Source organism: Haloarcula sp. H-hyl2 (assembly GCF_056934385.1).
On the sequence record NZ_JBRIIJ010000002.1, the window covers coordinates 650,074 to 673,651 of the forward strand.

At 67.3% G+C, this 23,578-nt stretch carries 23 protein-coding genes and 2 tRNA genes; 13 read left to right on the plus strand and 12 right to left on the minus strand.

Annotation, left to right across the window (positions count from 1 at the left end):
* Nucleotides 1-40 precede the first annotated feature (40 nt).
* Nucleotides 41-565: a hypothetical protein gene (locus Hhyl2_RS13125; protein ID WP_483551223.1), complete on the minus strand. Its 525-nt coding sequence runs from the start codon at nucleotides 563-565 to the stop codon at nucleotides 41-43.
* 184 nt (nucleotides 566-749) lie between these two features.
* Here Hhyl2_RS13125 and Hhyl2_RS13130 point away from each other — a divergent pair, with 184 nt between their 5' ends.
* On the plus strand, nucleotides 750-944 hold the full coding sequence (locus tag Hhyl2_RS13130) for a cold-shock protein (RefSeq protein ID WP_276276288.1): 195 nt from the start codon (nucleotides 750-752) through the stop codon (nucleotides 942-944).
* A gap of 63 nt (nucleotides 945-1,007) precedes the next feature.
* On the opposite strand, the gene Hhyl2_RS13135 is transcribed toward Hhyl2_RS13130, so the two are convergent.
* The 4 genes from Hhyl2_RS13135 to Hhyl2_RS13150 form a co-directional block, all read right to left on the minus strand.
* Nucleotides 1,008-1,760, minus strand: a complete 753-nt coding sequence (locus Hhyl2_RS13135; protein WP_483551224.1) for a DUF429 domain-containing protein — start codon at nucleotides 1,758-1,760, stop codon at nucleotides 1,008-1,010.
* A gap of 111 nt (nucleotides 1,761-1,871) precedes the next feature.
* Nucleotides 1,872-2,735 carry a WD40 repeat domain-containing protein gene (locus Hhyl2_RS13140; RefSeq protein ID WP_483551225.1) on the minus strand — a complete coding sequence of 288 codons (864 nt, stop codon included), beginning with the start codon at nucleotides 2,733-2,735 and terminating at the stop codon, nucleotides 1,872-1,874.
* Between the two features lie 308 nt (nucleotides 2,736-3,043).
* A tRNA-Thr gene (locus Hhyl2_RS13145) sits at nucleotides 3,044-3,115 on the minus strand.
* A gap of 67 nt (nucleotides 3,116-3,182) precedes the next feature.
* The gene (locus tag Hhyl2_RS13150) at nucleotides 3,183-3,839 is read right to left on the minus strand and encodes a DUF7114 family protein (RefSeq protein WP_483551226.1); all 657 of its coding nucleotides are present in this window, start codon (nucleotides 3,837-3,839) and stop codon (nucleotides 3,183-3,185) included.
* Nucleotides 3,840-3,899: 60 nt separating this feature from the next.
* Here Hhyl2_RS13150 and Hhyl2_RS13155 point away from each other — a divergent pair, with 60 nt between their 5' ends.
* Nucleotides 3,900-4,577, plus strand: coding sequence for an enoyl-CoA hydratase/isomerase family protein (locus Hhyl2_RS13155; protein WP_483551227.1), 678 nt, complete (start codon nucleotides 3,900-3,902; stop codon nucleotides 4,575-4,577).
* Here the strand turns inward: Hhyl2_RS13155 and Hhyl2_RS13160 are convergent, their stop codons facing one another.
* Nucleotides 4,578-5,411 (minus strand): NAD+ synthase, encoded by an 834-nt coding sequence (locus Hhyl2_RS13160; RefSeq protein ID WP_483551228.1) that lies wholly within the window; start codon nucleotides 5,409-5,411, stop codon nucleotides 4,578-4,580.
* A gap of 207 nt (nucleotides 5,412-5,618) precedes the next feature.
* Here Hhyl2_RS13160 and Hhyl2_RS13165 point away from each other — a divergent pair.
* The 3 genes from Hhyl2_RS13165 to Hhyl2_RS13175 all read left to right on the plus strand — a co-directional run bounded on the left by Hhyl2_RS13165 (nucleotide 5,619) and on the right by Hhyl2_RS13175 (nucleotide 9,898).
* A tRNA-Gly gene (locus tag Hhyl2_RS13165) sits at nucleotides 5,619-5,689 on the plus strand.
* A gap of 354 nt (nucleotides 5,690-6,043) precedes the next feature.
* A complete protein-coding gene (locus Hhyl2_RS13170) occupies nucleotides 6,044-8,434 on the plus strand; it encodes a bacterio-opsin activator domain-containing protein (RefSeq protein ID WP_483551229.1) in 2,391 nt (796 codons plus the stop codon).
* A gap of 453 nt (nucleotides 8,435-8,887) precedes the next feature.
* Complete coding sequence (locus Hhyl2_RS13175; protein WP_483551230.1) at nucleotides 8,888-9,898, plus strand: AAA family ATPase; 1,011 nt, start codon at nucleotides 8,888-8,890, stop codon at nucleotides 9,896-9,898.
* On the opposite strand, the gene Hhyl2_RS13180 is transcribed toward Hhyl2_RS13175, so the two are convergent.
* A complete protein-coding gene (locus Hhyl2_RS13180; protein WP_483551231.1) occupies nucleotides 9,886-11,772 on the minus strand; it encodes a PAS domain S-box protein in 1,887 nt (628 codons plus the stop codon). The two genes, Hhyl2_RS13175 and Hhyl2_RS13180, sit on opposite strands and share 13 nt — an antisense overlap.
* On the minus strand, nucleotides 11,772-13,232 hold the full coding sequence (locus Hhyl2_RS13185) for a DUF7125 family protein (RefSeq protein WP_483551232.1): 1,461 nt from the start codon (nucleotides 13,230-13,232) through the stop codon (nucleotides 11,772-11,774). The genes Hhyl2_RS13180 and Hhyl2_RS13185 overlap by 1 nt, the downstream gene beginning before the upstream one ends.
* 186 nt (nucleotides 13,233-13,418) lie before the next feature.
* On the opposite strand from Hhyl2_RS13185, the gene Hhyl2_RS13190 reads away from it, so the two are divergent.
* The 6 genes from Hhyl2_RS13190 to Hhyl2_RS13215 all read left to right on the plus strand — a co-directional run bounded on the left by Hhyl2_RS13190 (nucleotide 13,419) and on the right by Hhyl2_RS13215 (nucleotide 17,349).
* Complete coding sequence (locus Hhyl2_RS13190; RefSeq protein WP_483551233.1) at nucleotides 13,419-13,724, plus strand: 30S ribosomal protein S24e; 306 nt, start codon at nucleotides 13,419-13,421, stop codon at nucleotides 13,722-13,724.
* Nucleotides 13,724-13,855: a 30S ribosomal protein S27ae gene (locus Hhyl2_RS13195; RefSeq protein WP_483551234.1), complete on the plus strand. Its 132-nt coding sequence runs from the start codon at nucleotides 13,724-13,726 to the stop codon at nucleotides 13,853-13,855. Before Hhyl2_RS13190 ends, Hhyl2_RS13195 begins: the two co-directional genes overlap by 1 nt.
* 8 nt (nucleotides 13,856-13,863) lie before the next feature.
* Nucleotides 13,864-15,522 carry a bifunctional N(6)-L-threonylcarbamoyladenine synthase/serine/threonine protein kinase gene (locus Hhyl2_RS13200; RefSeq protein ID WP_483551235.1) on the plus strand — a complete coding sequence of 553 codons (1,659 nt, stop codon included), beginning with the start codon at nucleotides 13,864-13,866 and terminating at the stop codon, nucleotides 15,520-15,522.
* Nucleotides 15,523-15,604: 82 nt separating this feature from the next.
* Nucleotides 15,605-15,880, plus strand: coding sequence for a DUF5808 domain-containing protein (locus Hhyl2_RS13205; RefSeq protein ID WP_483551236.1), 276 nt, complete (start codon nucleotides 15,605-15,607; stop codon nucleotides 15,878-15,880).
* Nucleotides 15,881-15,967: 87 nt separating this feature from the next.
* Nucleotides 15,968-16,543 (plus strand): RdgB/HAM1 family non-canonical purine NTP pyrophosphatase, encoded by a 576-nt coding sequence (rdgB, locus tag Hhyl2_RS13210; RefSeq protein ID WP_483551237.1) that lies wholly within the window; start codon nucleotides 15,968-15,970, stop codon nucleotides 16,541-16,543.
* On the plus strand, nucleotides 16,540-17,349 hold the full coding sequence (locus tag Hhyl2_RS13215) for an SDR family NAD(P)-dependent oxidoreductase (protein ID WP_483551238.1): 810 nt from the start codon (nucleotides 16,540-16,542) through the stop codon (nucleotides 17,347-17,349). Before rdgB ends, Hhyl2_RS13215 begins: the two co-directional genes overlap by 4 nt.
* Here the strand turns inward: Hhyl2_RS13215 and Hhyl2_RS13220 are convergent.
* The 4 genes from Hhyl2_RS13220 to Hhyl2_RS13235 all read right to left on the minus strand — a co-directional run bounded on the left by Hhyl2_RS13220 (nucleotide 17,346) and on the right by Hhyl2_RS13235 (nucleotide 21,241).
* On the minus strand, nucleotides 17,346-18,158 hold the full coding sequence (locus Hhyl2_RS13220; RefSeq protein ID WP_483551239.1) for a DUF8054 domain-containing protein: 813 nt from the start codon (nucleotides 18,156-18,158) through the stop codon (nucleotides 17,346-17,348). The two genes, Hhyl2_RS13215 and Hhyl2_RS13220, sit on opposite strands and share 4 nt — an antisense overlap.
* A gap of 61 nt (nucleotides 18,159-18,219) precedes the next feature.
* On the minus strand, nucleotides 18,220-18,693 hold the full coding sequence (locus Hhyl2_RS13225; RefSeq protein ID WP_483551240.1) for a DUF7384 family protein: 474 nt from the start codon (nucleotides 18,691-18,693) through the stop codon (nucleotides 18,220-18,222).
* A gap of 254 nt (nucleotides 18,694-18,947) precedes the next feature.
* Nucleotides 18,948-19,613: a potassium channel family protein gene (locus tag Hhyl2_RS13230; RefSeq protein ID WP_483551241.1), complete on the minus strand. Its 666-nt coding sequence runs from the start codon at nucleotides 19,611-19,613 to the stop codon at nucleotides 18,948-18,950.
* A gap of 50 nt (nucleotides 19,614-19,663) precedes the next feature.
* Nucleotides 19,664-21,241, minus strand: coding sequence for a DUF7282 domain-containing protein (locus Hhyl2_RS13235; protein ID WP_483551242.1), 1,578 nt, complete (start codon nucleotides 21,239-21,241; stop codon nucleotides 19,664-19,666).
* Between the two features lie 303 nt (nucleotides 21,242-21,544).
* On the opposite strand from Hhyl2_RS13235, the gene rnz reads away from it, so the two are divergent.
* A complete protein-coding gene (rnz, locus tag Hhyl2_RS13240; protein ID WP_483551243.1) occupies nucleotides 21,545-22,468 on the plus strand; it encodes a ribonuclease Z in 924 nt (307 codons plus the stop codon).
* Nucleotides 22,469-22,502: 34 nt separating this feature from the next.
* Nucleotides 22,503-23,570 (plus strand): Gfo/Idh/MocA family protein, encoded by a 1,068-nt coding sequence (locus tag Hhyl2_RS13245; protein WP_483551244.1) that lies wholly within the window; start codon nucleotides 22,503-22,505, stop codon nucleotides 23,568-23,570.
* Nucleotides 23,571-23,578: the final 8 nt, after the last annotated feature.

A 23,578-nucleotide genomic window follows, 5' to 3' on the forward strand; every position in this document is an offset into this window, starting at 1 on the left:
CTGCGGTCTTAAATCCACCCCGCTGCTCGGGAACCGATCCTCAGTACTGGGTGACGGCGGCGACGATGCCGGCGGTCTGGCCCAGCCCCGTCAGTCCGAGACCGCTCCCGATCAGTCCGGGTTCGAGGCCGCTCGTCGGGCCGACAGCGATACCGGCCACGTAGACGACGGCGCCGAGGATGCTGAACGCCCCGCCGACGGTGTACACCGACGCCAGCGCGTCGACGTGCCGACCCGTGTAGAACAGGCCAGCCGCCGGGATGAGCATCCAGCCGACGACCGTAGCAGTGAGGATCGGCCGAAACGGCGGCGTAGCGAGCAGTCCCGCCGTCCCGGCCAGCGTCACGACGAGTCCGGCGAGCAGGACCAGTTTCCAGGCCCGTAGTACCCCGCTTGTCATGTCCCGCCAGGAGAGGACGGTGAACGCGACGATGACGGTGTCCATCACCAGATGGGCGATGAGAACCGTCCGGAGCGACAGCGCACCCACGTGTGCCGCCAGTGCGAACGTCCAGGCGAGCGGGACCAGGACGACCGGCCCGTTCTCGCGAAGCCGTCGAAGCATACTTCGGTGGTAGACGGCGACGACTAAAGAGGCTGTGTCGGAGCTGACGGGAAGCTGACTAGTCCGTTCGCATTGTACGCTGGTACCACGCACCATCCGACTGCAGTCCGGCGGTTCGGAGTATCACAGCCCGGGTACACGTACCGGAACTGTTATCCGTGGTCTCGGCATCTCTTCGGGTGCAATGGCGAAAGGAACGGTTGATTTCTTCAACGACACTGGCGGTTACGGTTTCATCGAGACTGAGGACGCGGACGAGGACGTTTTCTTCCACATGGAAGACGTTGGCGGCCCGGACCTCGAAGAGGGACAGGAACTCGAATTCGACATCGAACAGGCTGACAAGGGTCCGCGCGCGACCAACGTCACCCGGCTGTAAGGCGGTCTGCAGCCAGTTTTACTATCGACTTACTCCGACCAGCGACGCATCTCTCCCAGCCGATCACTCGCCCGCCAACGGCGACGCCGCCCGGTAGACCAGTTCCATCGGCAGCCCCTTCGTGTCGGTCGGTGGCTCGGTCGGGAGCGTCCGCAGCGATCCGTCGCCCGGCGCTGCGGTGTACGCGAGCACGACGGCGTCCAGGACGTCGGCGACACTGACCGTGTGACCCGCAGTCTCGTCAGCCGCCCGCTGGACGGTCGGCGCCGCGTCCCGGTCGTAGTGGGCCAGGACCCGCATCCGCTCGGCGTAGCCCGATGCGGTGCTCCGTGGCTGTTCGAGCACCTCGCCCGCCAGCGCTCGGTAGCACAGCTCCGGATGCGACGACCGGATCACGGCGGCCGCCTCGGGGACCTCCTGGAGGAGTTCGTCCAGCATCGCGATACCCTCCCGTGCTTCGAAGGCCGCTTCCGAGAGGGACTCGCCGCTCTTGCGTTCGTGGACCCGGTTGGCCGTCGAGTAGCGCCGCTTGCGCGTCGCCTCCCGGACTGGCGGCGTGTAGACGGTCCCCGATTGCGGGCCCAGCACGCGGCGGGCGAGTTCGTCACACTCTCTGGTCGGGTCGCCCGACTCGACGAGCCCCACGGGCAGGTCGACCAGCAGCCGGCGACCCGTCTCCTCGTAGCGGGCCCAGCAGTCGCCGATGCCGGCACAGACGGTCACGTGGTCGAACCCCGACTCCGAGAACGCCACCGCCAGCCACGACTCGCCACACCAGGTGATCCCGACGTACTCGTCGGCCTCTGCGTCGGCCATTATAGACTATCGTCGGTCCTGCAAGAAAAAACTGACCCGGCTGTGTCCGTCGATTGGCTGTGAGCGCGTGGCGGTCAGTCGCCGAGTCCGCACGCCAGTTGTCCTCGGCGATCACGGATACAGCCTGACGGTCCCGTCTGCGCCGCCCACCGCGAGCCACTCCCCGTCGGGGGACCAGCACGGGGCGGTGATGCCCTTGATCTCTGTTTGGTGGTCCGCGAGCACCGCCCCGCTGGCGTCGCAGACCAGCGTGCCGCCGGCCTTCGAGATGGCGACCTGATCGTCGTCCGGACCGACAGCGAGTCCGCTCGGTTCCGTCCCGTCCGGAAGATCGAACGTCGACACTGCCGTCCAGTCGGCCGTCGACCACCGAAAGACGGTCCCGTTATTACCGACCGACCAGATCGCGTTCTCGCCGACCGCGACGCCCGCGACGGCGACACCGTGGTCACCTACTTCGGCGACCGCCGTCCCGTCTTCGCATGTCCAGACGTGGAGCGCGCCACCGATGCCACCCGACACGAGTAGGTCGCCGGCACCGACGAACGCGACGTTGGTCACGTTCCCGTCGTGACCCTCGAAGATCGCCGTCGTCGCGCCGTCGCGATTCCAGACTCGGGCTGTCGTGTCGTAGGACGCCGACGCGACGATCTCGTCGGTCGGGTGGGCTGCGACACCGGCCACTGTCTTCCGATGCCCCTCGAAGATACCGACCGACGCCTCGCGGTCGACGTCCCACAGCCGCACGCTCGTATCTGTCGAGCCAGTCACGAGCAGCCCTGCGCTGGTGATCGCCCCGTCGTTCACGCTCTGTTCGTGGCCGTCCAGCTGTACTGCCGGCTGCCACTCCCCGACTGCCCACCCCGTGACGGTCCCGTCGAACCCACCCGTGAACAGCACCTCGCAGTCGTGTGTGAACCCCAGCGGTACCGCGTATTTCTCGTGTGCGTCGAGACGGACCGTCGGTTCGGCCATAGCGGTTCTTGGTATCGAATTGATATATGTGTTGTCGGACGCCGTTCGGTCTTTCGGTGTCCCATCCTAGCCGGAATTTGAACCGGAGGAAGACTCGCTGCGCTCGGCTTCCAGGGATTCAAATCCCGGAACGCCTTCTCCGACCACAGCAGTCGCTCGGCGACGGAGCGCCTCGCAGGATTGTGGTCGGAAGAAGCCTAGGCCGGAATTTGAATCCGGAATCAGACGTGCTCGCTTCGCTGCGCGCGACTGATAGGGATTCAAATTCCGGAGACTGCTTTCGCTCCTCACGTCCGCTCGTCGCAGAAAGCCTAGGCCGGAATTTGAATCCGGGGTCTCGTCCTTACCAAGGACGCGCTTTACCGCTAAGCTACCCAGGCACGCATCTCCTTCTTCCCCGCAATTGTCTTTAGGCGTTTCGATTCGGGCCGGGTATGGCGGTCGTTCTCAGTGGTCGGCCGCCGCCTCTGTCCCGTCCGTGGCCGGGGGGTCGACCCCGACGTGGGTCGCCAGCCTCGTCCGGACCTCCTCGCCCAGCAGGGCGCCGTTCTCGGGGAAGCCGCTCCTGGCGAGGTCGGCCGCATACTCACGTAGCCCCGGCGTCGGGGCGACACCGGCAGCGGTCACGCCGGCGACGGCGGCCAGTTCGAGGACGTCGGGCTCCAGGTTGGCGTCCAGGCTCTCGTCGCCGGTGGTCCGCAGGACCGTCTGGTCGGAGCCGAACGACTGGACGACCGTGACGGCGTCCTCGGCGGCCTCCGTCCGGGCAAGCAGATAGAATCCTCGCGAGACGAGGATGTCCGCGATGAGGATATCGAGGTCACCGGCGTCGCGGTCGCCGTGCTCCCAGGGGTTGTCGTGTGCGAGCGTCCGCGTGAGCGCGAGCCCCTCGTAGATGAGCTGGACGCCCGCCGCCCGTTCGGCGAGGCCGTCGCTGGGCTCGGCCGATCTGTCGCGGGCAGCGCTAGCACTGGCCAGTGTCAGGACGCCGGGGGCGAACGCGGCGTCGTCGAGGCGCGACGAAATCCGGTCTTGGAGATGTCCGGGCTCGATATCGTCGACCGCTGCCAACGCGGCTCGGCGGACCGCCGCCACTTCCTCCATTGGCAAAACCTAGCGGCGCGAAGGGCAAAGACCTTTGGAAACACCGGAGTCAGGGAGGACATGGTGCGGACGACGGTCGACGGCGACGTCTGTGAGATCCGCCTGGACAGGCCCGAGAAACGCAACGCACTGACCGATGCCGACCTGCGTGATCTGGAGCGTGCCGTCACGAGCGCGACTGCGCCCGTCGTCGTCCTCTGTGGCGCCGGCGAGGCGTTCTGTGCTGGAGCCGATCTGGACGTGATCGCTGCCCTCGACGACGAGTCGGCGGCCGAGTTCGCCGCGCTGGGACAGCGGGTCGCACGGAGGCTGGAGGGTTACGACGGCGCGGTCGTGGCCGAGGTCGACGGGGCCGCCAGGGGTGGCGGTGTCGAACTGGCGCTAGCCTGTGATCTCAGAGTCGCGACGCCGACAGCGACGTTCGCCGAGACGGGAGTCACACTGGGGCTGTTCGGCGCCTGGGGCGGGACGGTCAGGCTGCCACGCGTCGTCGGCGAGAGCGCGGCCCTTGACCTGGCCCTGACCGGCCGGACCGTCGACGCCGAGACGGCGCTTCGGATCGGCCTGGTCTCGCGGGTGACCGACGAGCCACGACAGGTCGCCGGAGAGCTCGCCGACGTCGACCACGGTGCGCTCAGGCGGCTGAAACCGTTGCTCCGGGACGACGACGACCGAGAAACGCGCGAAGAACGCGAGCAGCGGGCGTTCGCAGCCCTGATCGCTGCCAGAGACGGGTAGTCAGTACAGCGGCTCGGGACCCGGCGGCATCGCACGCTTGTGAGCGCTGCGCTCGTGCATCTCGCGGACCTGCTCGACGGCGGCTTCGGGGACGCCGAGGTGGTTGGCGGTGGCAGCCTTCGGGACGCCGCCGTCGACGTGGAGTGCCAGGATCGAGTCCAGGGTGTCGTAGTCCATCCCCATCTCCTGGGCGTCGGTCTGGCCGGTCCACATCTCGGCGCTGGCGGTCTTCTCCGCGAGGTCGTCCGGGACGCCGACGTGTTTCGCCAGTTGCCGGACCTGCTGTTTGTACAGCGGCGCGATGGGATGGCAGTCGACGGCGCCGTCGCCGTACTTCGTGTAGTAGCCGACCAGGGCCTCGCTTCGGTTCCCGGTCCCCAGCACGAGCGCGCTCTCGTGGTTGGCGACCAGATAGTTCAGGACGGCCCGACAGCGCACCCGGAGGTTCCCGACGGCGAGTTGGTCGCCCTCGGCGGCCGGGACCGCGTCCAGGAACGCGTCCACGAGCGGGTTGATCTCGACGACGTCGTACTCGATACCCAGCAGTTCGTCGGCGACGCGCTCGGCGTCGCTCATGTTCTCCGCGCGGTTGACCTCGCTGGGCATGACGAGCCCGTGGACGGCGTCGGCACCCAGCGCCTCGACGGCCAGATGCGAGGTCAGCGTGCTGTCGATGCCTCCGGAGAGACCGATGACGGCCCGCTCGACGCCGGCGGCGTCGAGTTGGGTCCGGATGAACTCGGTACAGTGCTCCCGGTGCGCTTCGAGTTCTGTCGTGGAGAACGTCAGATTCAGCGGATTCTCGGCCCGGACGATCGCATCGGCTTCGGCCATACCGAAACGTAGACCGGACACGACAAATACCCACCCATCGCCGCGGGATTTCCGGACGCGTGTCCACTCAGCCCCACTCGCTGGGATGGCGCCGAAACGCTACGTTCAAGTGCCACGACTGTTCACTCTCGACTGCGAGTAGTCGTCCGCGCTTCGCGCGGAGTGATGGCTTGTCGTGCGTCGGGCTCTCCCGACGCTCTATCGTGCGCGCCGGTGGTCCAGTGGTAGGACATTGGCTTCCCAAGCCAATAGCCCGGGTTCAATTCCCGGCCGGCGCACTCCCTGCGGTCGTGCGCCGCCCGACGTTCACCTCGCGGTGCTCGGTGAACTCCCGGCCGGCGCATTTTGCGACGAACGGACGTGAGGAGCAAATGCAACTCAGGCGGAATTGAATCACGGAAATCCGAGCGGTAGCGAGGATTTGCATCGGGTTCAATCACCGACGGACTGCGTCCGTCGTGGCTCGCGAACGCTGCGCGTTCGCTCACTCACCGGCCGGCGCATTCTGATTCGAACTTCTCGTGAGCGCCGGATGCGGAACCGAGGGAAGTGAAGTACGGACGTCCCAGCGCGAGCGACCGCTTCCGCTCCGACCACTACTTTGTTATACTGTGGTGGCTAACCAGTTAGGTATGGTTAGCGGAGTCAACGTCCTCGTCTGTGGCGGAGACGAGACCGTCGTCGCCGAGGTGGCGGCGGCACTGGAAGACCGTGGCGGGATGACCGTCCAGACAGCGACGGAGGCAGTGGGTGCGGATGCAGTCGGGACGATCGACTGCGTCGTGAGCGTGACGGCCGAGTTACCGGCTCTCGTCGGTGGGCTACGCGAGCAGTCGCCGTCGCTGCCGGTCGTCGTCTTCGCCAGCGGTGGCCCCGAAACTGTACAGGGCGCGCTCGACCGCGGGGCGACGGACTACGTCCAGCGGGGGACCGACGAGCAGTACGCCGTGCTGGCACACCGTGTCCAGCGGGCCGCCGACGCGTACACGAGCTACGACGCCGACAGCGATTTCGACCGCTACGAGGAGGTCATCAGCGCGCTCGACGACGGCGTCTACGCGCTCGACGACGAGGGGCAATTCGTCTTCGTCAACGAGGCGATGGCGGACCTGACGGGCTACCCGACAGAGGAACTGCTCGGTGAGCACACGGCGGTGATCAAGGACCGCGGGACCGTCGAACTGGCCGAGTCGAAGCTCGCGTCGTTGCTGTCGAGTTCGGGCTCGGAGGACGTCGAGACGACCTTCGAACTGGAGATTCGACCGAAAGACGGCGAGCCGTTCCCATGCGAGGACCACATGACGGTACTCTACGGGCCCAACGGCCGGTTCCGCGGGACGGCAGGGGTTATCCGGGACATCACAGAACGAAAGCGCCGCGAACGGATGCTCTCGGAGCTCCAGGAGACGTCACGGGCGCTGATGCAGGCACCGAGCCGCGAGGCCGTGGCCGATATCGTCTCCGGAGCCGCCGAGACGGTTCTGGGGATGGACCTGAACGTTGTCCGGCTGTACGATGCCGACTCGCAGACGCTGTGGCCGGCGGCGACGTCAGGTCGGACCGACGCCCTTCTCGGGGACCGCCCGGTCTACGGTATCGACGAGGGCCGTCCCGGCGAGGTGTTCGCCTCCGGTGAGCCGGCTATCTACGACGACATCGAGGAGGACGACACCGGGTTCCGGTCGGCGATGTACTTCCCCATCGGCGTCCACGGGACCCTGAGTGTCATGTCGACCGAACCCGACGCCTTCGGCGACATCGACCACATGGTCGTCGATCTGCTGACGACCAACGCCGCCGCGGCGTGCAACCGGGCGAAACGCGAACAGGAGGTCCGCGAGACCCGCGAGCGCATCGCGGCCATCCTCGAACGCATCAACGGCCTCGTCGAGGACACCATCGAGGTGCTCGTCGAGGCGACGACCCGCGAGGAGGTCGAGGCCGGCGTCTGCGAACAGGTCGCAGCCACCGAACCGTACGTCTTCGCCTGGATCGCCCGGCCGAACGTCCGCAACGACGAACTGGAGGCACGCGCCTGGGCTGGCGATTCGGCTATCGAGGTCGACGACGTCTCTGTGGCGATGAACGTCGACGAACCCGGTGTGCGAGCGCTGGCGTCCCACGAACCCGAGATCGTCACCGACCTGGAGACGGTCGACGCCGAGTGGGGGCCACGAGCCCGCGCGGCCGGTGTCGCGTCGGTGATGGCGATCCCGCTGTCGTACACGGATTCGACCTACGGTGTCCTCTACGTCTGTGCGGACCAGGCCGACGCCTTCGACGAGCGCGAACGCGTCGTGCTGGAGGCACTCGGCCAGGCCGTCGCCAACGCCATCAACGCCATCGAGAGCGGGAAGATCCTCTCGGCCGACCGGGTCGTCGAGATGGAGTTCACCGTCGACGACCGGGCCCTGCTGTTGAGTCGCCTCTCGGCCTCGACGGGGGCCGAGCTCACTTCCGAGGGAACTGTCATCAACGACGACGGCTCGCTCAGGATGTACCTGACCGCCGAGGGGGCCGACACCGACGCGGTACTGGACGCCCTGGAGACCGACGATGCCGTCCTGAGCGTCAGGCGCATCGTCGAACACGAGGGTGACGCGCTGTTCGACGTTACCGTCGGCGAGTCCCTGGTCGCCCGCCTGGCCGACCACGGAGCGGTCACGACCGGGGTGACCGCCGCCGACGGCGTGGCCCGCTATACGATCGAACTCCCCTACGAGACCGAGGCTCGCGAGGTGTTCGCCCTGGTCGACGACAACTACGACGGGACCGACCTGGTCGGCTACCACGAGCACGAACGGCCAGTCCAGACCCGCCAGGAGTTCCGTGCCTCGCTGTCCGATCGGTTCACCGACCGCCAGGAGACAGCGCTACGGACTGCCTATCTCGGCGGGTTCTTCAAGTGGCCCCGCGAGATTGACGGCGACGAACTCGCGACCGCGATGGACATCTCGCGGCCGACCTACCACCAGCATCTCCGGGCCGCACAGCAGAAGGTGTTCGAGGAGTTGTTCGAGTAGCGCGAGGGACCGACCGGCGGGAGATTCCTCGGCGGAACGGCGACAGCGAGGGGCGCGAACGCAGTGAGCGGCCCTCGAGAGCGAACGGCGACGGCAGGAGCCGTGAGCGAAGCGAGCCGTGGAGCAGCGAGGGCCTGAGCGAAGCGAAGGGCCTCGAAGTGCGAGCGGGGAGGAACGACCCGCGAGCAGAGCGAGAGACCGACCGCAGGGAGGTCTCTCGGCGGAACGGCGAGCGAAGCGAGCCGTGGAGCAGCGGGGGCCTGAGCGGAGCGAAGCGCCTCGAAGAGCGGGCGGCGCCTCGCGTCATTCTGCGGTTCGATAATTTCACTGTTCCCTCGCTGCTCGCGGCTCACTGCTTTCGCCGCTGCGCGGTAACGAGGCCCCTCCCGTCGGTCGGCGCCTCGCTTCGACCGCGGGATACTTGACCCGCCCACGCCAACCGACAGTCGACAGATGGACGCGCCGCTGTGGACCGAGACATACGCCCCGTCGCTCGACGAGATCCCCCAGCCACAGGCCCGCGAGCACCTGCAGGGGGCCGTCGAGGAGCCGATGAACCTGCTCGTCCACGGCCCGAAAGGGAGCGGCAAGACGGCTGCCGTGCGGGCGTTCGCCCGTGAGGTCCACGACAACCCGGACGCGGACTTCACCGAACTCAACGTCGCCGACGTCTTCGACATGACGAAGAAGGAGGTCGCCAACGACCCCCGGTTCTCGTCGTTCATCGACAGCAAGCGTCGCCGGGAGTCATCGAAGGCCGACCTCATCAACCACGTGCTCAAGGAGTCGGCCAGCTACGCGCCGGTCTCTGGGACGTACAAGACGATCCTGCTGGACAACGCCGAGGGGATGCGTGAGGACTTCCAGCAGGCGTTGCGCCGCGTGATGGAGCAGTACTACGAGGCCACGCAGTTCGTCATCGCCACCCGCCAGCCCTCGGCGCTCATCCCGCCGATCCGCTCGCGCTGTTTCCCGGTGGTGATGCGGGCGCCGACACACGAGGAGACGGTGTCGGTGCTGGAAGGCGTGGCGACGGCCGCCGGCGCCGACTACGACGCCGACGGCCTGGAGTACGTCGCAGGCTACGCCGACGGCGACCTGCGGACGGCCATCCTGGCGGCCCAGACCATCTACGAGGCCACCGGCGAGGTGACGATGGACACCGCCTACGAGACGCTCAACGACCTCGAAGCCGACGACGAGGTCGAGTCGATGGTCGTCGCCGCCGAGGAGGGTCGCTTCACCGACGCTCGCTCGACGCTGGACGACCTGCTGGTCGACGAGGGCTACGGCGCGGGGGACGTCATCGACGACCTCCTGTCGGTCGCTCGCTCGCGGTACTCCGGCCAGCGGCTCGCGGAGGTCCACCGACTCGCCGGCGAGACCGACATGGCGCTGACCGAGGCCGCCAACGAGCGCATCCACCTCTCGCACCTGTTGGCCCAGCTCGATCAGTCGTCGTAGGTCTCGACGCCGACGACCTCGAACCGGGCGCCGCCGGCCTCGCCGTCGGTGACAGAGACCGCCCAGCCGTGGGCAGCGACGATGTCGGCGACGATGTTCAGGCCGAAGCCCGTGCCGTTGGCCTGCGTGGAGTAGCCCTGCTCGAAGACGCGGTCCCACTGGTCTTCCGGGATGCCGGGGCCGTCGTCGGCGACGTAGAAGCCCCGGTCGAGCGCGCCGACAGTGATGGTCGTGTCGACTTGGCCGTGTTCGACGCTGTCACCGGACTCCGTCCGGTTGCTCGTGGAACCATGCTCCACGCTGTTCCGATAGAGGTTCTCGAAGAGCTGTCGGAGCCGGTCGGCGTCGGCCTCGATGACGATGTCGCTCTCGATCGTCAGCGTCGCCTCGGGCGCGTCGATGCTCTTCCAGGCGAGTTCGGCGACCGCCGCGAGTTCGACTGTCTCGACGTCCGAGACCGTCTCGCCCTGCCGAGCCAGCGAGAGCAGATCGTCGATGAGCCGCTGCATTCGGCTGGTCGCACGCTCGATGGCCGCGACGTGATCGTCGTTGCCGTTGTCCAGCATCTCCAGCCGGGCGTCGATGACCTGCAGCGGGTTCCGAAGGTCGTGACTGACGATGCCGGCGAACTCGTCGAGACGCTCGTTCTGTCGTTCGAGGGCGTGTTCACGGCGCTTCCGCTCGGTTATGTCGTCCAGGAGGCCGACGATACGGGTCTGGCCGCTCTCTGGGACCGAAATCGGGTAGGCGCTCGTCTCGACCCAGCGGACGGTCCCGTCGTCGTCGACCAGACGGTACTCGAAGTGGTACTCCTCGGCGGGGTCGTCCATCTCCGCGAACATCGACTCCATCGCGTCGGCGACGCGCTCCTCGTCTTCGGGATGGATGTGGTCCAGTGCTCGCTCCAGCGGGTCGTCGTGGAGTCCGTCGACCGGCCGGCCGGTCAGGCGTTCGTAGCCGGAGCTGATGTACAGTAGCTCTCCCGTCTCGTCGACCATCCAGATGACCTCGTTGAGGTGGGTCGCGATCCGTCGGAACCGCTGTTCGCTCTCTGCGAGCCGTTCGGTCTGGCGGACCCGTTCGGTGACGTCACGCAGGACGACGGTGACGAACTCGTCGTCGTCGATGGCGGTCGCCGTGGCGTTGAGTTCGAGGTGCCGCCGGTCGCCGTCCGGTGTCGTGAACGTGATCTGGTCGGCGGCCAGCGCGTCGTCGTCGGTGGCCCGAGCGATACACTGCTGGAGTGTCGCCGCGGCGTCGTCGTCGAGACAGTCGAGTGCGGCGAACCGTTTGCCAACGGCGTATTCCCGGCCGATCCCACAGGCAGTACAGAACCCGTCGTTGACGAACAACAGGGTGCCGTCGGGATCGGTGACCAGCGCCGGATCCGGCAGCGTCGCGAACAGCGAGGCGAACCGTTCCTCGCTCCGGCGGTACTTGCTGTCGAGTCGTTTCGAGAGCGTCCGCCGTTCCAGGAGGTTCGCGAGGCGTCGGTGGAGGACCGGCTTCTCGATGGGCGTCGCGATGACGTCGTCGACGATGTAGAGCCCGTCGATGGTCCGCCACTCGCCGGGGTCGAACTGGTCGCCTACGGGTTCGTCGCTGACGAGCAACACCGGTGCGAACACCGGATCCGCGGCCCGTTTCCACGCCCGCAGGGCCGTCTCGTGGCGGGCGAACGCGCCGACATCGACGAGACAGAGGTCGACCGATTCGTCGAGGCCCGGTTCGGCGGTCGTCTCGACGTCGAAACTCTCGCCGAGCCACTCCGCGAGGAGTTCGCCGTTGCGGTCGTGGTCGAACAGGATCTCGATCCGGTCGGTCGACTGGGCGAACAGCGCGCTCCCGTCGACCGGCCGTTGCTCGTCGTTCATCAGCTGTCCGGTGACTCGGTAACGTCGGGGGTTCCTTCGAGCAAGCCACTGGCGTCGCTGAGTGGTTCGCCGACGACGATGCCATCACTCGTTATCTCGAACTCGCGGAGCGTTCGCTCGAAGGTACTGACACGTTTCTTGAGCACGCCGACGACCTTCCGGAGTTCCCCCTGCAGTTCGACGTGGCGCAGGAAGAGGACGTTGTCCGCGAGGTAGCTGATCCCGGCGTTGGTCGCCTCGAACTGGCCGGTGACCGTCGTCACCTCGTCGACGAGGATGACCGTCACGCCCATGTTCTTCAGGTACCGGCCGAGCGCGTGGAGTTTGCTCACCAGCGCGTCTTCCTGCCCCCGTAGCGAGAGCTTGTAGCCGTTGATGCCGTCGAGCATGACGACGCTGACACCGCGCGCTTCGACCTGTTCGCGGACGTGGGCGGCGAACTGCTCAGCCGAGTAGTCGAGTGCCTCGACTGCCTCGACGGAGAGTGTGCCGCTGGTTTCCAGGTCGGAGACGGGGATACCGATCGACTCACAGCGGTGTCGGAACGTCCGCGGTGACTCCTCGAAGTGGTAGATGACCGAGCGCTCGCCCTCGCTGGCGGCCGCCTGCACGAACTGGGTACCCGTCGTCGTCTTTCCGGCGCCGGTCGGCCCGCTGATGACGGTGATCGTTCCACGTTCGATGCCGCCCCCCAGCAGCGAATCCAGTTTCGGAACACCCGAAGCGATCGGGGCCGTGTCGAACTCGGCGGCGTGCTCGCCGGGTTCCAGGATCGGATAGACCGAGAGCCCTCCCTGGCCGACCGTCATCGAGTGGGTCCCGCTCTGGCGGTCGGAGCCGCGGAACTTCGGGACCGAGAGGGTGCGACCGCTCTCGGCACGCCCGAGTTCCACGACGCCGTCCGCGAGGAACTGGAGGTCGTCGTCGGGTGCCTGTTCGGACTGCTGGGAAGTGAACAACACCGTCGCGTCGGCTTCCTTGAGATATCGCATGAACGAGATGACCTCCTTGCGGAACTGGAAGTCGTCACTGGAGAGATAGCGGAACTGTGTCACCGGGTCGACGAACACCCGGTCGGGGTTCAGTTCGTCGACACGCTCGCGGATACGGCGCTGGATCGGGTCGCGGTCTACCTCCTCGGCCTCGAAGATACTGTAGGACTGGTCCTCGGCGAAGAACGCCGAGGAGGGGCTCAGATCGAGAAAGTCGACCCCGGAGAGGTCGAACCCGAGCGACGTCGCGTTCTCGCGGATGTCCTCGGTCGCTTCCTCGAGGTTGATATACAGGACCGTCTCGCCGGTACTGGCGCCGCTCGTCAGGAAGTGGAGGCCGAGTATCGTCTTCCCGGTCCCGGGAGCGCCCCGGACGAGATAACTCCGACCCGAGAGCAAGCCACCGTCGAGGACCGCATCCAGTCCGTCGACGCCGGTGGACAGACGGTCGGTCGTGCCCGTAGCCATACCGGCCCTTCGGCGACCAGGTACAAGGGTTTCACCCTCCAATTTTCAATTTTGGTATAATGTGTTTACGAGTGTCATTTCTCCCCGTCACAACAATAACACCTGCTTCCCCGGGAGTGCTGTTCGCGGATTCAACCGCTTCGAAATCCTTTTACACGTTTCGGGGGGAAGTAGAGCCAACGAACTATGGACATCGATATCATCGACGAAGACGACAATCCGATGTTGCACAGGACGGACGTCCGGTTCGAGGTCGTCCACGACGAGGCCACGCCCTCCCGACTCTCCGTGCGAGACTCCCTGGCCGCCATGCTGAACAAGGACGCCGACGAGGTCGTCATCCACGAACTCGACACGAAGTTCGGCATGCGCAAGACGGTCGGCTACGCGAAGGTCTACGAGAGCCCCGAGTACGCCCGCGACGTCGAGCAGGACTACATGCTCGAACGCAACAAGATCGTCGCCGACGGCGAGGAGGGTGAGGAGGCATAATGGCCCGTAACGAGTACTACAGCGACGGCGAACTCGACCGCGAACTGTGCCCGCGCTGCGGTGATACGGTGCTGGCCGAGCACGAGGACCGCCAGCACTGCGGGAAGTGCGGCTACACCGAGTGGAAGTAACGGGCCGTATGCGCGTTCTCGGTATCGAGGGGACCGCGTGGGCAGCCAGTGCTTCGGTCTTCGAGACCGAGGACCCGGATACGCCGGCGACGCCCGGCGACGACCACGTTTTCATCGAGACCGACGCCTACCAGCCCGAGAGCGGCGGCATCCACCCGCGCGAGGCCGCCGAACACATGGGTGGGGCGATTCCCCAGGTCGTCGAGATGGCGCTCGATCACGCTCGCGAGCGGGCCGCCGCTGCCGGGGAAGAGGGTTCCCCGGTCGACGCCGTCGCCTTCTCCCGCGGTCCCGGCCTGGGACCGTGTCTGCGCATCGTCGCGACGGCGGCACGGGCCGTCGCCCAGCGCCTGGACGTCCCAATCGTGGGCGTCAATCACATGGTCGCTCACCTGGAGGTCGGCCGCTACCGCTCGGGTTTCGCCTCGCCGGTCTGTCTGAACGCCTCCGGGGCGAACGCCCACGTCCTGGGCTACCGGGGCGGGTGCTACAGGGTGCTCGGCGAGACGATGGACACCGGCGTCGGCAACGCCATCGACAAGTTCACCCGCCACGTCGGCTGGCAACACCCCGGCGGGCCGAAGGTCGAGCGCCGGGCCCGCGAGGGCGAATACCACCCGTTCCCCTACGTCGTCAAGGGGATGGACTTCTCCTTTTCCGGGATCATGTCCGCCGCCAAGCAGGCCGTCGACGACGGTACTCCGGTCGAGAACGTCTGCCGGGGTCTGGAGGAGACGATCTTCGCCATGCTCACGGAGGTCGCCGAGCGAGCGCTATCGTTGACCGGCGCCGACGAACTCGTCCTCGGCGGCGGCGTCGGCCAGAACGAACGGCTCCAGGGGATGCTCCGCGAGATGTGCGAACAGCGCGGCGCTGACTTCTACGCCCCCGAGAACCGCTTCCTGCGAGACAACGCCGGCATGATCGCCATGCTCGGTGCGCGCATGTACGCCGCCGGCGACACGCTCTCTATCGAGGACTCACGCATCGACTCGAACTTCCGGCCCGACGAGGTGCCGGTGACCTGGCGGACGGACGAGGCAGTCGGCGAGAACCGTCCACAGGTCGGCGACACCGGCGCGGAGACGGTCACCGGCGCGGAGGCCACCGTCAGCATCGAGGCCGACCACGTCGTCAAGGACCGGATCCCGCGGAGCTACCGGCACTCGACGCTCGACGAGCGCCTGCGGACCGAGCGTACCCGCCAGGAGGTCCGCCTGACCAGCGACGCTCGCCGCCACGGCGTGCCCACGCCGCTGGTCCGTGACGTGGACCTCCGGGACTCCCGGATCGTCTTCCAGCGGGTCGGCGACGACGACCTACGAGGGGCACTGACCGACGCTCACGTCCGTGACGTCGGCCGCTGGCTGGCCCGCATCCACGACGCCGGCTTCGTCCACGGGGACCCCACGACCCGGAACGTCCGCGTGCGGGCCGACGACGACCGCCGGACCTATCTCATCGACTTCGGCCTGGGCTACTACACCGACGAACCCGAGGACTACGCGATGGACCTGCACGTCTTCGCCCAGTCACTGGCGGGGACCGCCGACGACCCCGAGACGCTGTTCGAGGCGGCGCTGTCGGCCTACCGTGACGAGGCGGCCGACGCCGGCCCCGTGCTGGCGTCACTCTCGGACATCGAGGGTCGCGGCCGCTACCAGTGAGCCGGTAGGGTCGACGTACCGGTCCGCCGTCATCGCTGCCGAGGTGACAAATGACTTAACGCCCGGGGCAGTACCAGAGAGTATGGACGACAAGCCACAGTCCGGGACCCTCTTTGGCGTGCCGTACAACTTCGAGCGACCGAGCCTCAAGCGCCTCGTGTCCTCGTACTGGAAGCCCGGCGAGGGGATGCTCGTCGAGAAGCCCTTCGGCATCGGCTACACGCTGAACCTCGCGAACTGGCGCGCGTGGGTCGTGCTGCTGGTCGCCGGTGTGATGCTGTACCTCGAACGCGGCGGCGACGAGGAGGCCTTCGACGATGAGGGCGAGGACGAACCCGTCGAAGTCGTCGTCGACTGACGCCGACACGCGCTGTTCTCCGACTGTTTCCGGGCCGGTAGTGGCGGCTTTCGACGGCTCTTTCCCCGTCGGGCGCCCTCCGTCGGTATGCTCAACTTCGTGACGACCAACCCTGGGAAGGTCAGGGAGGCGACGACGTACCTGGACGACAACGTCGAGCAGTTCGACTTCGACTACCCCGAGGTCCAGGCCGACGACCTCGCGACCGTGGCCGCACACGGCGCACGATCGGCCTACTGGGCCGCAGAGGGGCCGGTCGTCGTCGACGACGCGGGCCTGTTCGTCGACGCCTTCGACGGCTTCCCCGGCCCGTACTCCTCGTACGTCGAGGACACCGTCGGCGTCGAACGGCTCTGGCGCATGACCGAACCCGAGGCCGACCGCTCGGCGGCGTTCAAGACCGTCATCGCGTACTGCGACGGCGACCCCGTCGTTGCCGAGCGGGTCCACGAGGGGGACGACGACGAACCGCCCGTCGCGCTGTTCGAGGGTCGTGTCGACGGAGTCATCGTCGCCCCGCGGGGTGACGGCGGCTTCGGCTTCGACCCCATCTTCGAGCACGACGGGACCACCTTCGCCGAGATGAGCACCGGCGAGAAGAACGCTGTCTCCCACCGCGGCCGTGCGCTGGAAGCGTTCGCCGCCTGGTACGCCGACCGATGACCGTCGCCGGGACGGCGCTGATCACGGGCGCGTCGGCGGGTATCGGCGCCGCACTCGCTCGCGAGTTCGCCGCCAACGGCCACGACGTCGTGCTCGTCGCTCGCCGCGAGGACCGACTCCGCTCGCTGGCGGCCGCCATCGAGCGCGACCACGGCGTCACTGCGACGCCCATCGTGATGGATCTGGACGACACGCGGGCAGCACTGGACCTCTACGAGCGGATCACCGACCGTGGCCTGGATATCGGTGTCCTCGTCAACAACGTCGGCGTCGGCACGTACGGCCGCTTCGCGGAGGCGGACCTCGACGCCGAGCGGACGCAGTTGCGACTCAACGTCGTCCTCCCGGTCGAGTTGACGCGGCTCTTCCTCGACGAGTTCGGCGACGGCGGCGCGGTGCTGTCGGTCGGGTCGATGGCCGGTTTCCAGCCCGGCCCGTTCCTGCCCGGCTACTACGCCAGCAAAGCCTACGTCAACAGCTTCTCGCAGGCCATCGCCGAGGAACTGCGCGGGACGCCGGTCGACGTGACGGTGGTCTGTCCCGGCCCCGTCGAGACGGAGTTCCAGGACCGCGCGGGGATGGGTGATTCGACGGTCGGGTCGGTGACGACGAACTCCCCGGACGCGGTCGCCGAGGCGGCTTACGACGGCCTGGTCGCTGGCGAGACCGTCGTCATCCCGAGTCGGCTGATGCGCGCCGTCGACCTCCTCGGGCGGGTCGCGCCCCGGTCGGTGACCCGGCGGGTCGCGCGACTGGTAAACGAGGGTCGAGACGGTGACCGGTCCGAGAAGGGAGCGGGCCGCTAGCTCACCGGTTGTTCCAGGAGCCGATCGCCGTTGCCCTCGCAGACGACGGTGACGACCTCGTAGCTCGAACAGCAGGATTCGACGGTGTCAGTCGTGAACGTCGCCGAACTGCCGTCGGGACACTCCCGGACGAACACGCGCAGGCCCGCCAGCACCTCGCCGCGGGCGCCCGGCGACAGTTTCGGCCACTCGTCGGTCCAGTCCGCGAACGCCCGGGCAGCGGCGACGTCGACCCGCAGTGCCGTGTTCGAGGGCCACTGGCCCAGTTGCTCGCCCTCGCGAGTGATGACAACCGCGTCGTCGAAGGTCTGGACGCCGATGTCGACCGCTTCCAGGCCGAGCAGTTCGACCAACCGGTCGGCGTCGACGGTCTCGGGGACCCGCTGGAGTTCGCGGGCCCAGACCTCGTCGAAGGTATCGGTCAGACAGAGGTCGTCGACCTCCGCACAGGGTTCGAGCACGTCGAGTTCCAGCAGCATCGTCTCCAGGTCGACGTCCTCGGCCTCGAAGTGGCTGGTGCCGGCCTGCGGGGCCGGTTCCTTGCCGAACCAGGCGAGCAGCCAGGGCGGCATGTACTGTTTGGTCAGTTCCGGCGTCCCCGGCACCAGATAGCCGCGCAGCCAGATTGCGAGCGCCGAGAGGCCCAGGACGGCCCCGGCGGCGGCCCCAGCGAGCGCCACAGTCGTGACGGCGGCCGCTCCGGCACCGACCGCTGCAGCGAGCACGACCGCGATGACGCTGTTGACTGCCGTACAGGGGAGACAGCGGTTCTCTCCCGTGTACTCGGGGTTGCGGAGTTGGGCCAGCATATCGGTACGACGATGGTTCGTCCCTCGCGGGCAAAAATTCGACGGCTCCCGCCGCGAAAGCTCACGCCCGCGGGTCCCGATCGGGGCCGGAGTACTCGCCGCCCTCGACGGCGAGATACAGCGATTCGGGGTCGAACAGGCGGGCGAAGGCGTCGGGCGGCCGGACGCTCAGTTGCATGTGGGACTGCAGCGCGGCGCCGGTCTGTGCGCTGGCCAGCTCCTCGTCGTAGGACAGCAGGTGTGCGGCCCCGCCGCGGTAGGCCGACGCCAGCGCCGGATGGTCGCCGTCGGGATGGTCGACGGCCTCGCGCTCGCGTTCGACCCGCTCGCGCCAGTCGGCCGCCAGTGACGGCTCGCTCACCGCGGCGACCACCGCCTCGGCGTCCTCGAGGAGCGGGTCGCTGGCGACGAGTGTCATCCAGGAGTGACGGCGCACGTGGTCCAGGGCCTCGCGGGCCGGGCCGTCGCCACACAGGAGGTCGGCCGCGAGGACGTCCGCATCGGCGACGACGCGGGCCGGCGACGCCTCAGACATCGCCACGTCGCTCCGAGAGCGTCTCACGGACGTGCTCGACGGTCGTCTCGTACTCGCTGGCGCGCTCGAAGAGGTCGGCCCAGGTCATATCTGTCCCTCGGCTGGCGCGCAGAAAGCCGTACCGTCTGCCGTGCGTCTGACGGGTGTTTATTTCCCGAGGAACCCTCGACCGAAACGGGCGCGCACCGGCGACCAATCCTATCCTATCCTCCCACAGCGCGCCCGGATACCCCATACCCCTCTCCGTTCCGGTCTCAGGCAGAGGCTTCGCCGCGGAACGCCGCTCGCACGGCGTCGAGTCCGTCCGGGGCGGCCATGACGGCGACGCTGTCACCCGCTTCGATCTCGGTCTGGGGGAGCGGGATAGTCATCGACTCGTGAGCGCGACCGTGGGCGTAGACGCGCGCGTCGCCGGGCAGTTCCAGTTCGACGACGCGCTTCCCGATGACCGGCGAGTCCTCGGGGATGCGGACGCTGGCGATGGAGAGTTTCTCCGTGAGGTCCGCGAAGACGTTGAAGTCCCCGCCCAGTAGCGCCGTCTTCGCGCCGGCAGCACCGAGGCGCTCGGGATAGATGATCTCGTCGACGTCGGCGGCGTACTTCTCGTAGATCTCCTCGCGGTAGTCGGCGTCGATGCGCAGGACGGTCCGACAGCCGTACTCCTTGCCGACCATGCAGGCAGTGAAATTGGTGTTGAGGTCGCCGGTCAGCCCGCCGATTGCGTCCGCGTCCTCGATGCCGGCCTCTTCGAGGACGCCCTCCTCGGTGCCGTCGCCCTCGACGACGGGGAATCCCGCGTCTCTGGCTCGATCTGCCTTCTCGAGGTCGGTCTCGACGATGCTGACGTCGTGGCCTTCACTCTGGAGGATGCGCGCGGTCCGCGAGCCAACACGACCGTAGCCGACGATGACGAACTTCATAGGGGGCGATACGACAGCCTCCGGTATAAATGTGAACGGGTGACAGGGTGTCAGCCCGAGGCGGTCGGCGACGATTCGTTGGTGGTGTCGTTACCGGGGAACGGCGACGGCGGGCCCTCGCCGTTGTCGTCATCGTCGCTCACGGTGACGTTCGCGCTGTCGGTGACTGCCGAACCGTTGTCTGTGTAGGGGCCGTCGGCACTGCCGCCGGTGGCGACGAAGTCGTATATCTGGTTGCCGTTGGTGTCGAGGTGGGGCATGGCGATGAGCGTCTGGTTCGCGTCGAGTTCGTCGTCGTCGAAGACCGCGCCGGGGACGTCGAACAGCGTGACCGTGACGTTTTCGTGGACCCCCGGCGTCAGATACTCCGAGACGCCGATGACGCTACCGACGGCGTCACCGGCCAGGAGGCTGTCGTTGTGGATGGCGACGAACCCGCCCTCCGAGACGTTCACCGAGTCGACCGTGACGGTCTCCCCGTCGGTCGACTGGTCCGAGAACGAGACCGTCGCCGACTCGTTGGTTGTCGGTGGTGCTGTCGGGTCCGTGAGCGTGATCAGTGCCGACTGCCCCCGGGCCTCGGTGAACACGCTGTGGATGTAGGTCCCGGCGGGGATAGCCGTCGTGTCGGCGCTGAAGGTGACCTCCGTGGAGTCGTTCGCGGGCAGTGTGACGTTCTGTGTCGCGAGCTGGTCACCGCTGAACCGGAACTCGACGGACTGGGTGAGCGCGAACGGGTTCGGGTTGGTGATCGTCGCGTTCACCGCGATCGTGTCACCGACGGTCGCTGTCGCGGGCGCCGAGAGGCTCGTGACGCCGAAGGATTCGATCTCGTCGACGATTCCGACCTGTGCGGGCTGGCCGCGTGTCCGGGTGTAGACGCCCAGGAAGTACGTCCCCTCGGCGACGGTGGTGTTGAGCGGGAACGAGACCGTCGTCGACTCGCCGGGACCGAGTGTCACCTCGTCACTCGCCACGAGGTCGCCATCGAACCGGAAGCTTACGGCCTGTGTCTCCGTGACGTCGTTGGGGTTGGTCACCGTCGCGGTGACGCTCTGGTTGGTCCCGCGCTGGACGACGGACGGGACCGAGAGCGCGCTCACTGCGAACGACTCGCCGGTGGTCTCCTGGACCAGGGTGACGTTCGCGCTGTCGGTGACGGCCTGTCCGTTGTCGAGGTAGGGACCGTCGGCGGTCCCACCAGTGGCGACGAAGTCGTAGGTCTCGTTGCCGTTGGTGTCGAGGTGAGGCATCGCGATGAGCGTCTGGTTCGCGTCGAGTTCGTCGTCGTCGAAGGACGCACCGGGGACGTCGAACAGCGTGACCGTGACGTTCTCGTGGACGCCTGGTCCGAGGTACTCCGAGACACCGATGACGCTGCCGACGGCGTCACCGGCCAGGAGGCTGTCGTTGTGGATGGCGACGAACCCGCCCTCCGAGAGGTTCACCGAGTCGACCGTGACCGCCGTTCCGTCGGTCGACTGGTCGGAAAAGGAGACGGACGCGTTGCCCGCTGCGTTCCCTGCCTGTGCGGCGCCCGGACCGACAAACGCGACGACTGTCAGCGTCGACACGACCAGCAGGACGACCATCGTCAGCGATGTCAACTTCTCTGTGACTGTGTCCATAGCCAGTCCAACTGACCCGCGAGTCGCGGATAAATCGGTATAATTGTTCACATTTGAACAGTATCGGTTCCCGAGGATTACCCTGGGAAACGGACTCCTATAGCGGCACAAGGCCGGGCGTTTGTGGCCTACCGACGGTGATATGGCGGACTTACGGTACCTGAGGTGGGCCCGTCGCTCTCTCCCACTCAGCCGAGAAATGATATATTTACTGACTGTTGTCGCGGTCCCGCACCCGGACGGTCCCGAGAGTCAGGGACTTTCGACACGCGTTTACCCGTCGACGGCCGACGACGGGACGAGATGCGAGTGACGTTCCTCGGGACGAGTGGGGCCGTGCCGACGACCCAGCGCAACACCAGCGGGCTGTTCGTCAACAAGGACGGTGACTACCTCCTGTTCGACTGTGGCGAGGGAACCCAGCGCCAGATGATGCGATACGGAACCGGATTCGCCGTCGATCACCTGTTCGTGACCCACCTCCACGGTGACCACGTCCTGGGGATTCCGGGGTTGCTCCAGACGTTCGATTTCAACGACCGCGAGGAGCCCATCGCCGTCCACACGCCCGCCGGCACCCGTGGAAACCTCCGCCAGCTCATCGAGGCCAACGGGACGAAACCATCCTTCCCGGTCCGTATCAACGAGGTATCCGCCGGCGATGTCGCGCTGGACGGGGCGGACTACGCGGTCCGGGCCATCGAGACGACCCATCGCTGTGCGTCGGTCGGCTACGTCCTCGCCGAGGCCGACCGCAAGGGACGGTTCGACCGCCAGAAGGCCGAGGAGGAACTTGGTATCCCGCCGGGCCCGAAGTACTCGAAGCTCCACCGCGGCGAACCGGTCGAACACGACGGGCGGACCATCCAGCCCGAGGAAGTCGTCGGCCCGGCCCGCCCCGGCCGGACGTTCGTCTACACCGGCGACACCCGGCCGACCGACAGCGTCGTCGCGGCCAGCGAGGACGCCGATCTGCTCGTCCACGACGCCACCTTCGCCCAGGACCGGGCCGACCGCGCCCGGGCGACGGCCCACTCGACCGCTCGCGAGGCCGGACAGATCGCCTCGCGGGCCGGCGTCCGCGCGCTGGCACTGACACACATCTCGACGCGCTACGCCGGCCAGACCGACCGGCTGGCCACGGAGGCCGCCGAGGTCTTCGACGGCGAGGTGTTCGTCCCCGACGACGGGCTCGAACGGGAGATATCGTTCCCCGACGCCGAATAGTTGTACCTTTACCCCTGGCCACGGTATCCCGGATATGACCTACCGGATGGTACACGTCGGCCTCGGTGGTCGCGGGCACCACTGGGTCGAACAGTCGATTCCCCCCAACGTCGCGGCCGACCGCATCGAAGTGGTCGCCGCCGTCGACACCGACCCGGACCGACTCACGCTGGCACGTAACCAACTGAATCTCGACGCCGAGCGCTGTTACACCGACCTGGAGACGGCACTGAGCGAACGCGAGGCTGATTTCGTCTCCGTGGTGACGCCGCCGGCCGCCCACGAACCGGTCGTCGACATCGCGCTGGCACACGACTGTCACATCCTCTCGGAGAAACCCATCGCGGACACGCTGGAGGGCTCCGTGCGAATCGCCAAGAAAGTCCGCCAGGCGGACAAGAAGATGGGCATCACGATGAGCCATCGCTTCGACCAGGACAAGACGACGTTCCGCCGCGCGGTCCGTGAGGCCAGTCCCGTCGACTACCTCTCGGCCCGCTACACGGGGAACGTCCGTGAGCGGGGACTCTACTCCGACTACGTCCACGACATGGACGACCTGCTGTTGCTCGACGGCGCCGTCCACCACCTGGACATCCTCGCGTCGCTCGTCGACGCGCCCTGCGAGGAGGTCTACGCCGACACGTGGGTCCCCGACGCCGCCGACTACGAGGGCGACTGTACCGGCCTCGTGACGATGTACTTCGCCGACGGGACCCGCGTCCAGTACGAGGGCAGCTACGCCAACGCGGCGGCGCTGAACGGCTGGGGCCACGAGCAGTTCCGCGCGGAGTGCCGTGACGAGACCATCGTGCTGGACCACCGCGAACTGACGCGGTACCCGTTCAAACCCGAGGCGGTCGGTGACTGGGCGAAGAAACCCGAGGGCGAACCGATCCCGCTCGACGAGCGCCCCTCCTGGGAGAACACGTGGCTCATCGAGCAGTTCTGCGAGTGGCTCGACGGCGACGAGCGGATGCAGACCAACGTCGACGCCGTCCTCGAATCCATGGCTATCGTCTTCGCGGCCATCGAGAGCGCCGAGCGCGGCGAGCCGGTCAACGTTCAGGACCTGCTCAACGAGGCCCACGCGAACGCGTAGGGAGCCGG

Coding starts and splice junctions, on each gene's coding strand:
- Hhyl2_RS13245 (WP_483551244.1), top strand. CDS start 22,503: ATGACCTACCGGATGGTACACGTCGGCCTCGGTGGTCGCGGGCACCAC.
- Hhyl2_RS13135 (WP_483551224.1), bottom strand. CDS start 1,760: ATGGCCGACGCAGAGGCCGACGAGTACGTCGGGATCACCTGGTGTGGC.
- Hhyl2_RS13125 (WP_483551223.1), bottom strand. CDS start 565: ATGCTTCGACGGCTTCGCGAGAACGGGCCGGTCGTCCTGGTCCCGCTC.
- Hhyl2_RS13215 (WP_483551238.1), top strand. CDS start 16,540: ATGACCGTCGCCGGGACGGCGCTGATCACGGGCGCGTCGGCGGGTATC.
- Hhyl2_RS13130 (WP_276276288.1), top strand. CDS start 750: ATGGCGAAAGGAACGGTTGATTTCTTCAACGACACTGGCGGTTACGGT.
- Hhyl2_RS13180 (WP_483551231.1), bottom strand. CDS start 11,772: ATGAACGACGAGCAACGGCCGGTCGACGGGAGCGCGCTGTTCGCCCAG.
- Hhyl2_RS13195 (WP_483551234.1), top strand. CDS start 13,724: ATGGCCCGTAACGAGTACTACAGCGACGGCGAACTCGACCGCGAACTG.
- Hhyl2_RS13155 (WP_483551227.1), top strand. CDS start 3,900: ATGGTGCGGACGACGGTCGACGGCGACGTCTGTGAGATCCGCCTGGAC.
- Hhyl2_RS13140 (WP_483551225.1), bottom strand. CDS start 2,735: ATGGCCGAACCGACGGTCCGTCTCGACGCACACGAGAAATACGCGGTA.
- Hhyl2_RS13170 (WP_483551229.1), top strand. CDS start 6,044: ATGGTTAGCGGAGTCAACGTCCTCGTCTGTGGCGGAGACGAGACCGTC.
- Hhyl2_RS13175 (WP_483551230.1), top strand. CDS start 8,888: ATGGACGCGCCGCTGTGGACCGAGACATACGCCCCGTCGCTCGACGAG.
- Hhyl2_RS13225 (WP_483551240.1), bottom strand. CDS start 18,693: ATGTCTGAGGCGTCGCCGGCCCGCGTCGTCGCCGATGCGGACGTCCTC.
- Hhyl2_RS13235 (WP_483551242.1), bottom strand. CDS start 21,241: ATGGACACAGTCACAGAGAAGTTGACATCGCTGACGATGGTCGTCCTG.
- Hhyl2_RS13220 (WP_483551239.1), bottom strand. CDS start 18,158: ATGCTGGCCCAACTCCGCAACCCCGAGTACACGGGAGAGAACCGCTGT.
- Hhyl2_RS13160 (WP_483551228.1), bottom strand. CDS start 5,411: ATGGCCGAAGCCGATGCGATCGTCCGGGCCGAGAATCCGCTGAATCTG.
- Hhyl2_RS13150 (WP_483551226.1), bottom strand. CDS start 3,839: ATGGAGGAAGTGGCGGCGGTCCGCCGAGCCGCGTTGGCAGCGGTCGAC.
- Hhyl2_RS13185 (WP_483551232.1), bottom strand. CDS start 13,232: ATGGCTACGGGCACGACCGACCGTCTGTCCACCGGCGTCGACGGACTG.
- Hhyl2_RS13200 (WP_483551235.1), top strand. CDS start 13,864: ATGCGCGTTCTCGGTATCGAGGGGACCGCGTGGGCAGCCAGTGCTTCG.
- rdgB (WP_483551237.1), top strand. CDS start 15,968: ATGCTCAACTTCGTGACGACCAACCCTGGGAAGGTCAGGGAGGCGACG.
- rnz (WP_483551243.1), top strand. CDS start 21,545: ATGCGAGTGACGTTCCTCGGGACGAGTGGGGCCGTGCCGACGACCCAG.
- Hhyl2_RS13190 (WP_483551233.1), top strand. CDS start 13,419: ATGGACATCGATATCATCGACGAAGACGACAATCCGATGTTGCACAGG.
- Hhyl2_RS13230 (WP_483551241.1), bottom strand. CDS start 19,613: ATGAAGTTCGTCATCGTCGGCTACGGTCGTGTTGGCTCGCGGACCGCG.
- Hhyl2_RS13205 (WP_483551236.1), top strand. CDS start 15,605: ATGGACGACAAGCCACAGTCCGGGACCCTCTTTGGCGTGCCGTACAAC.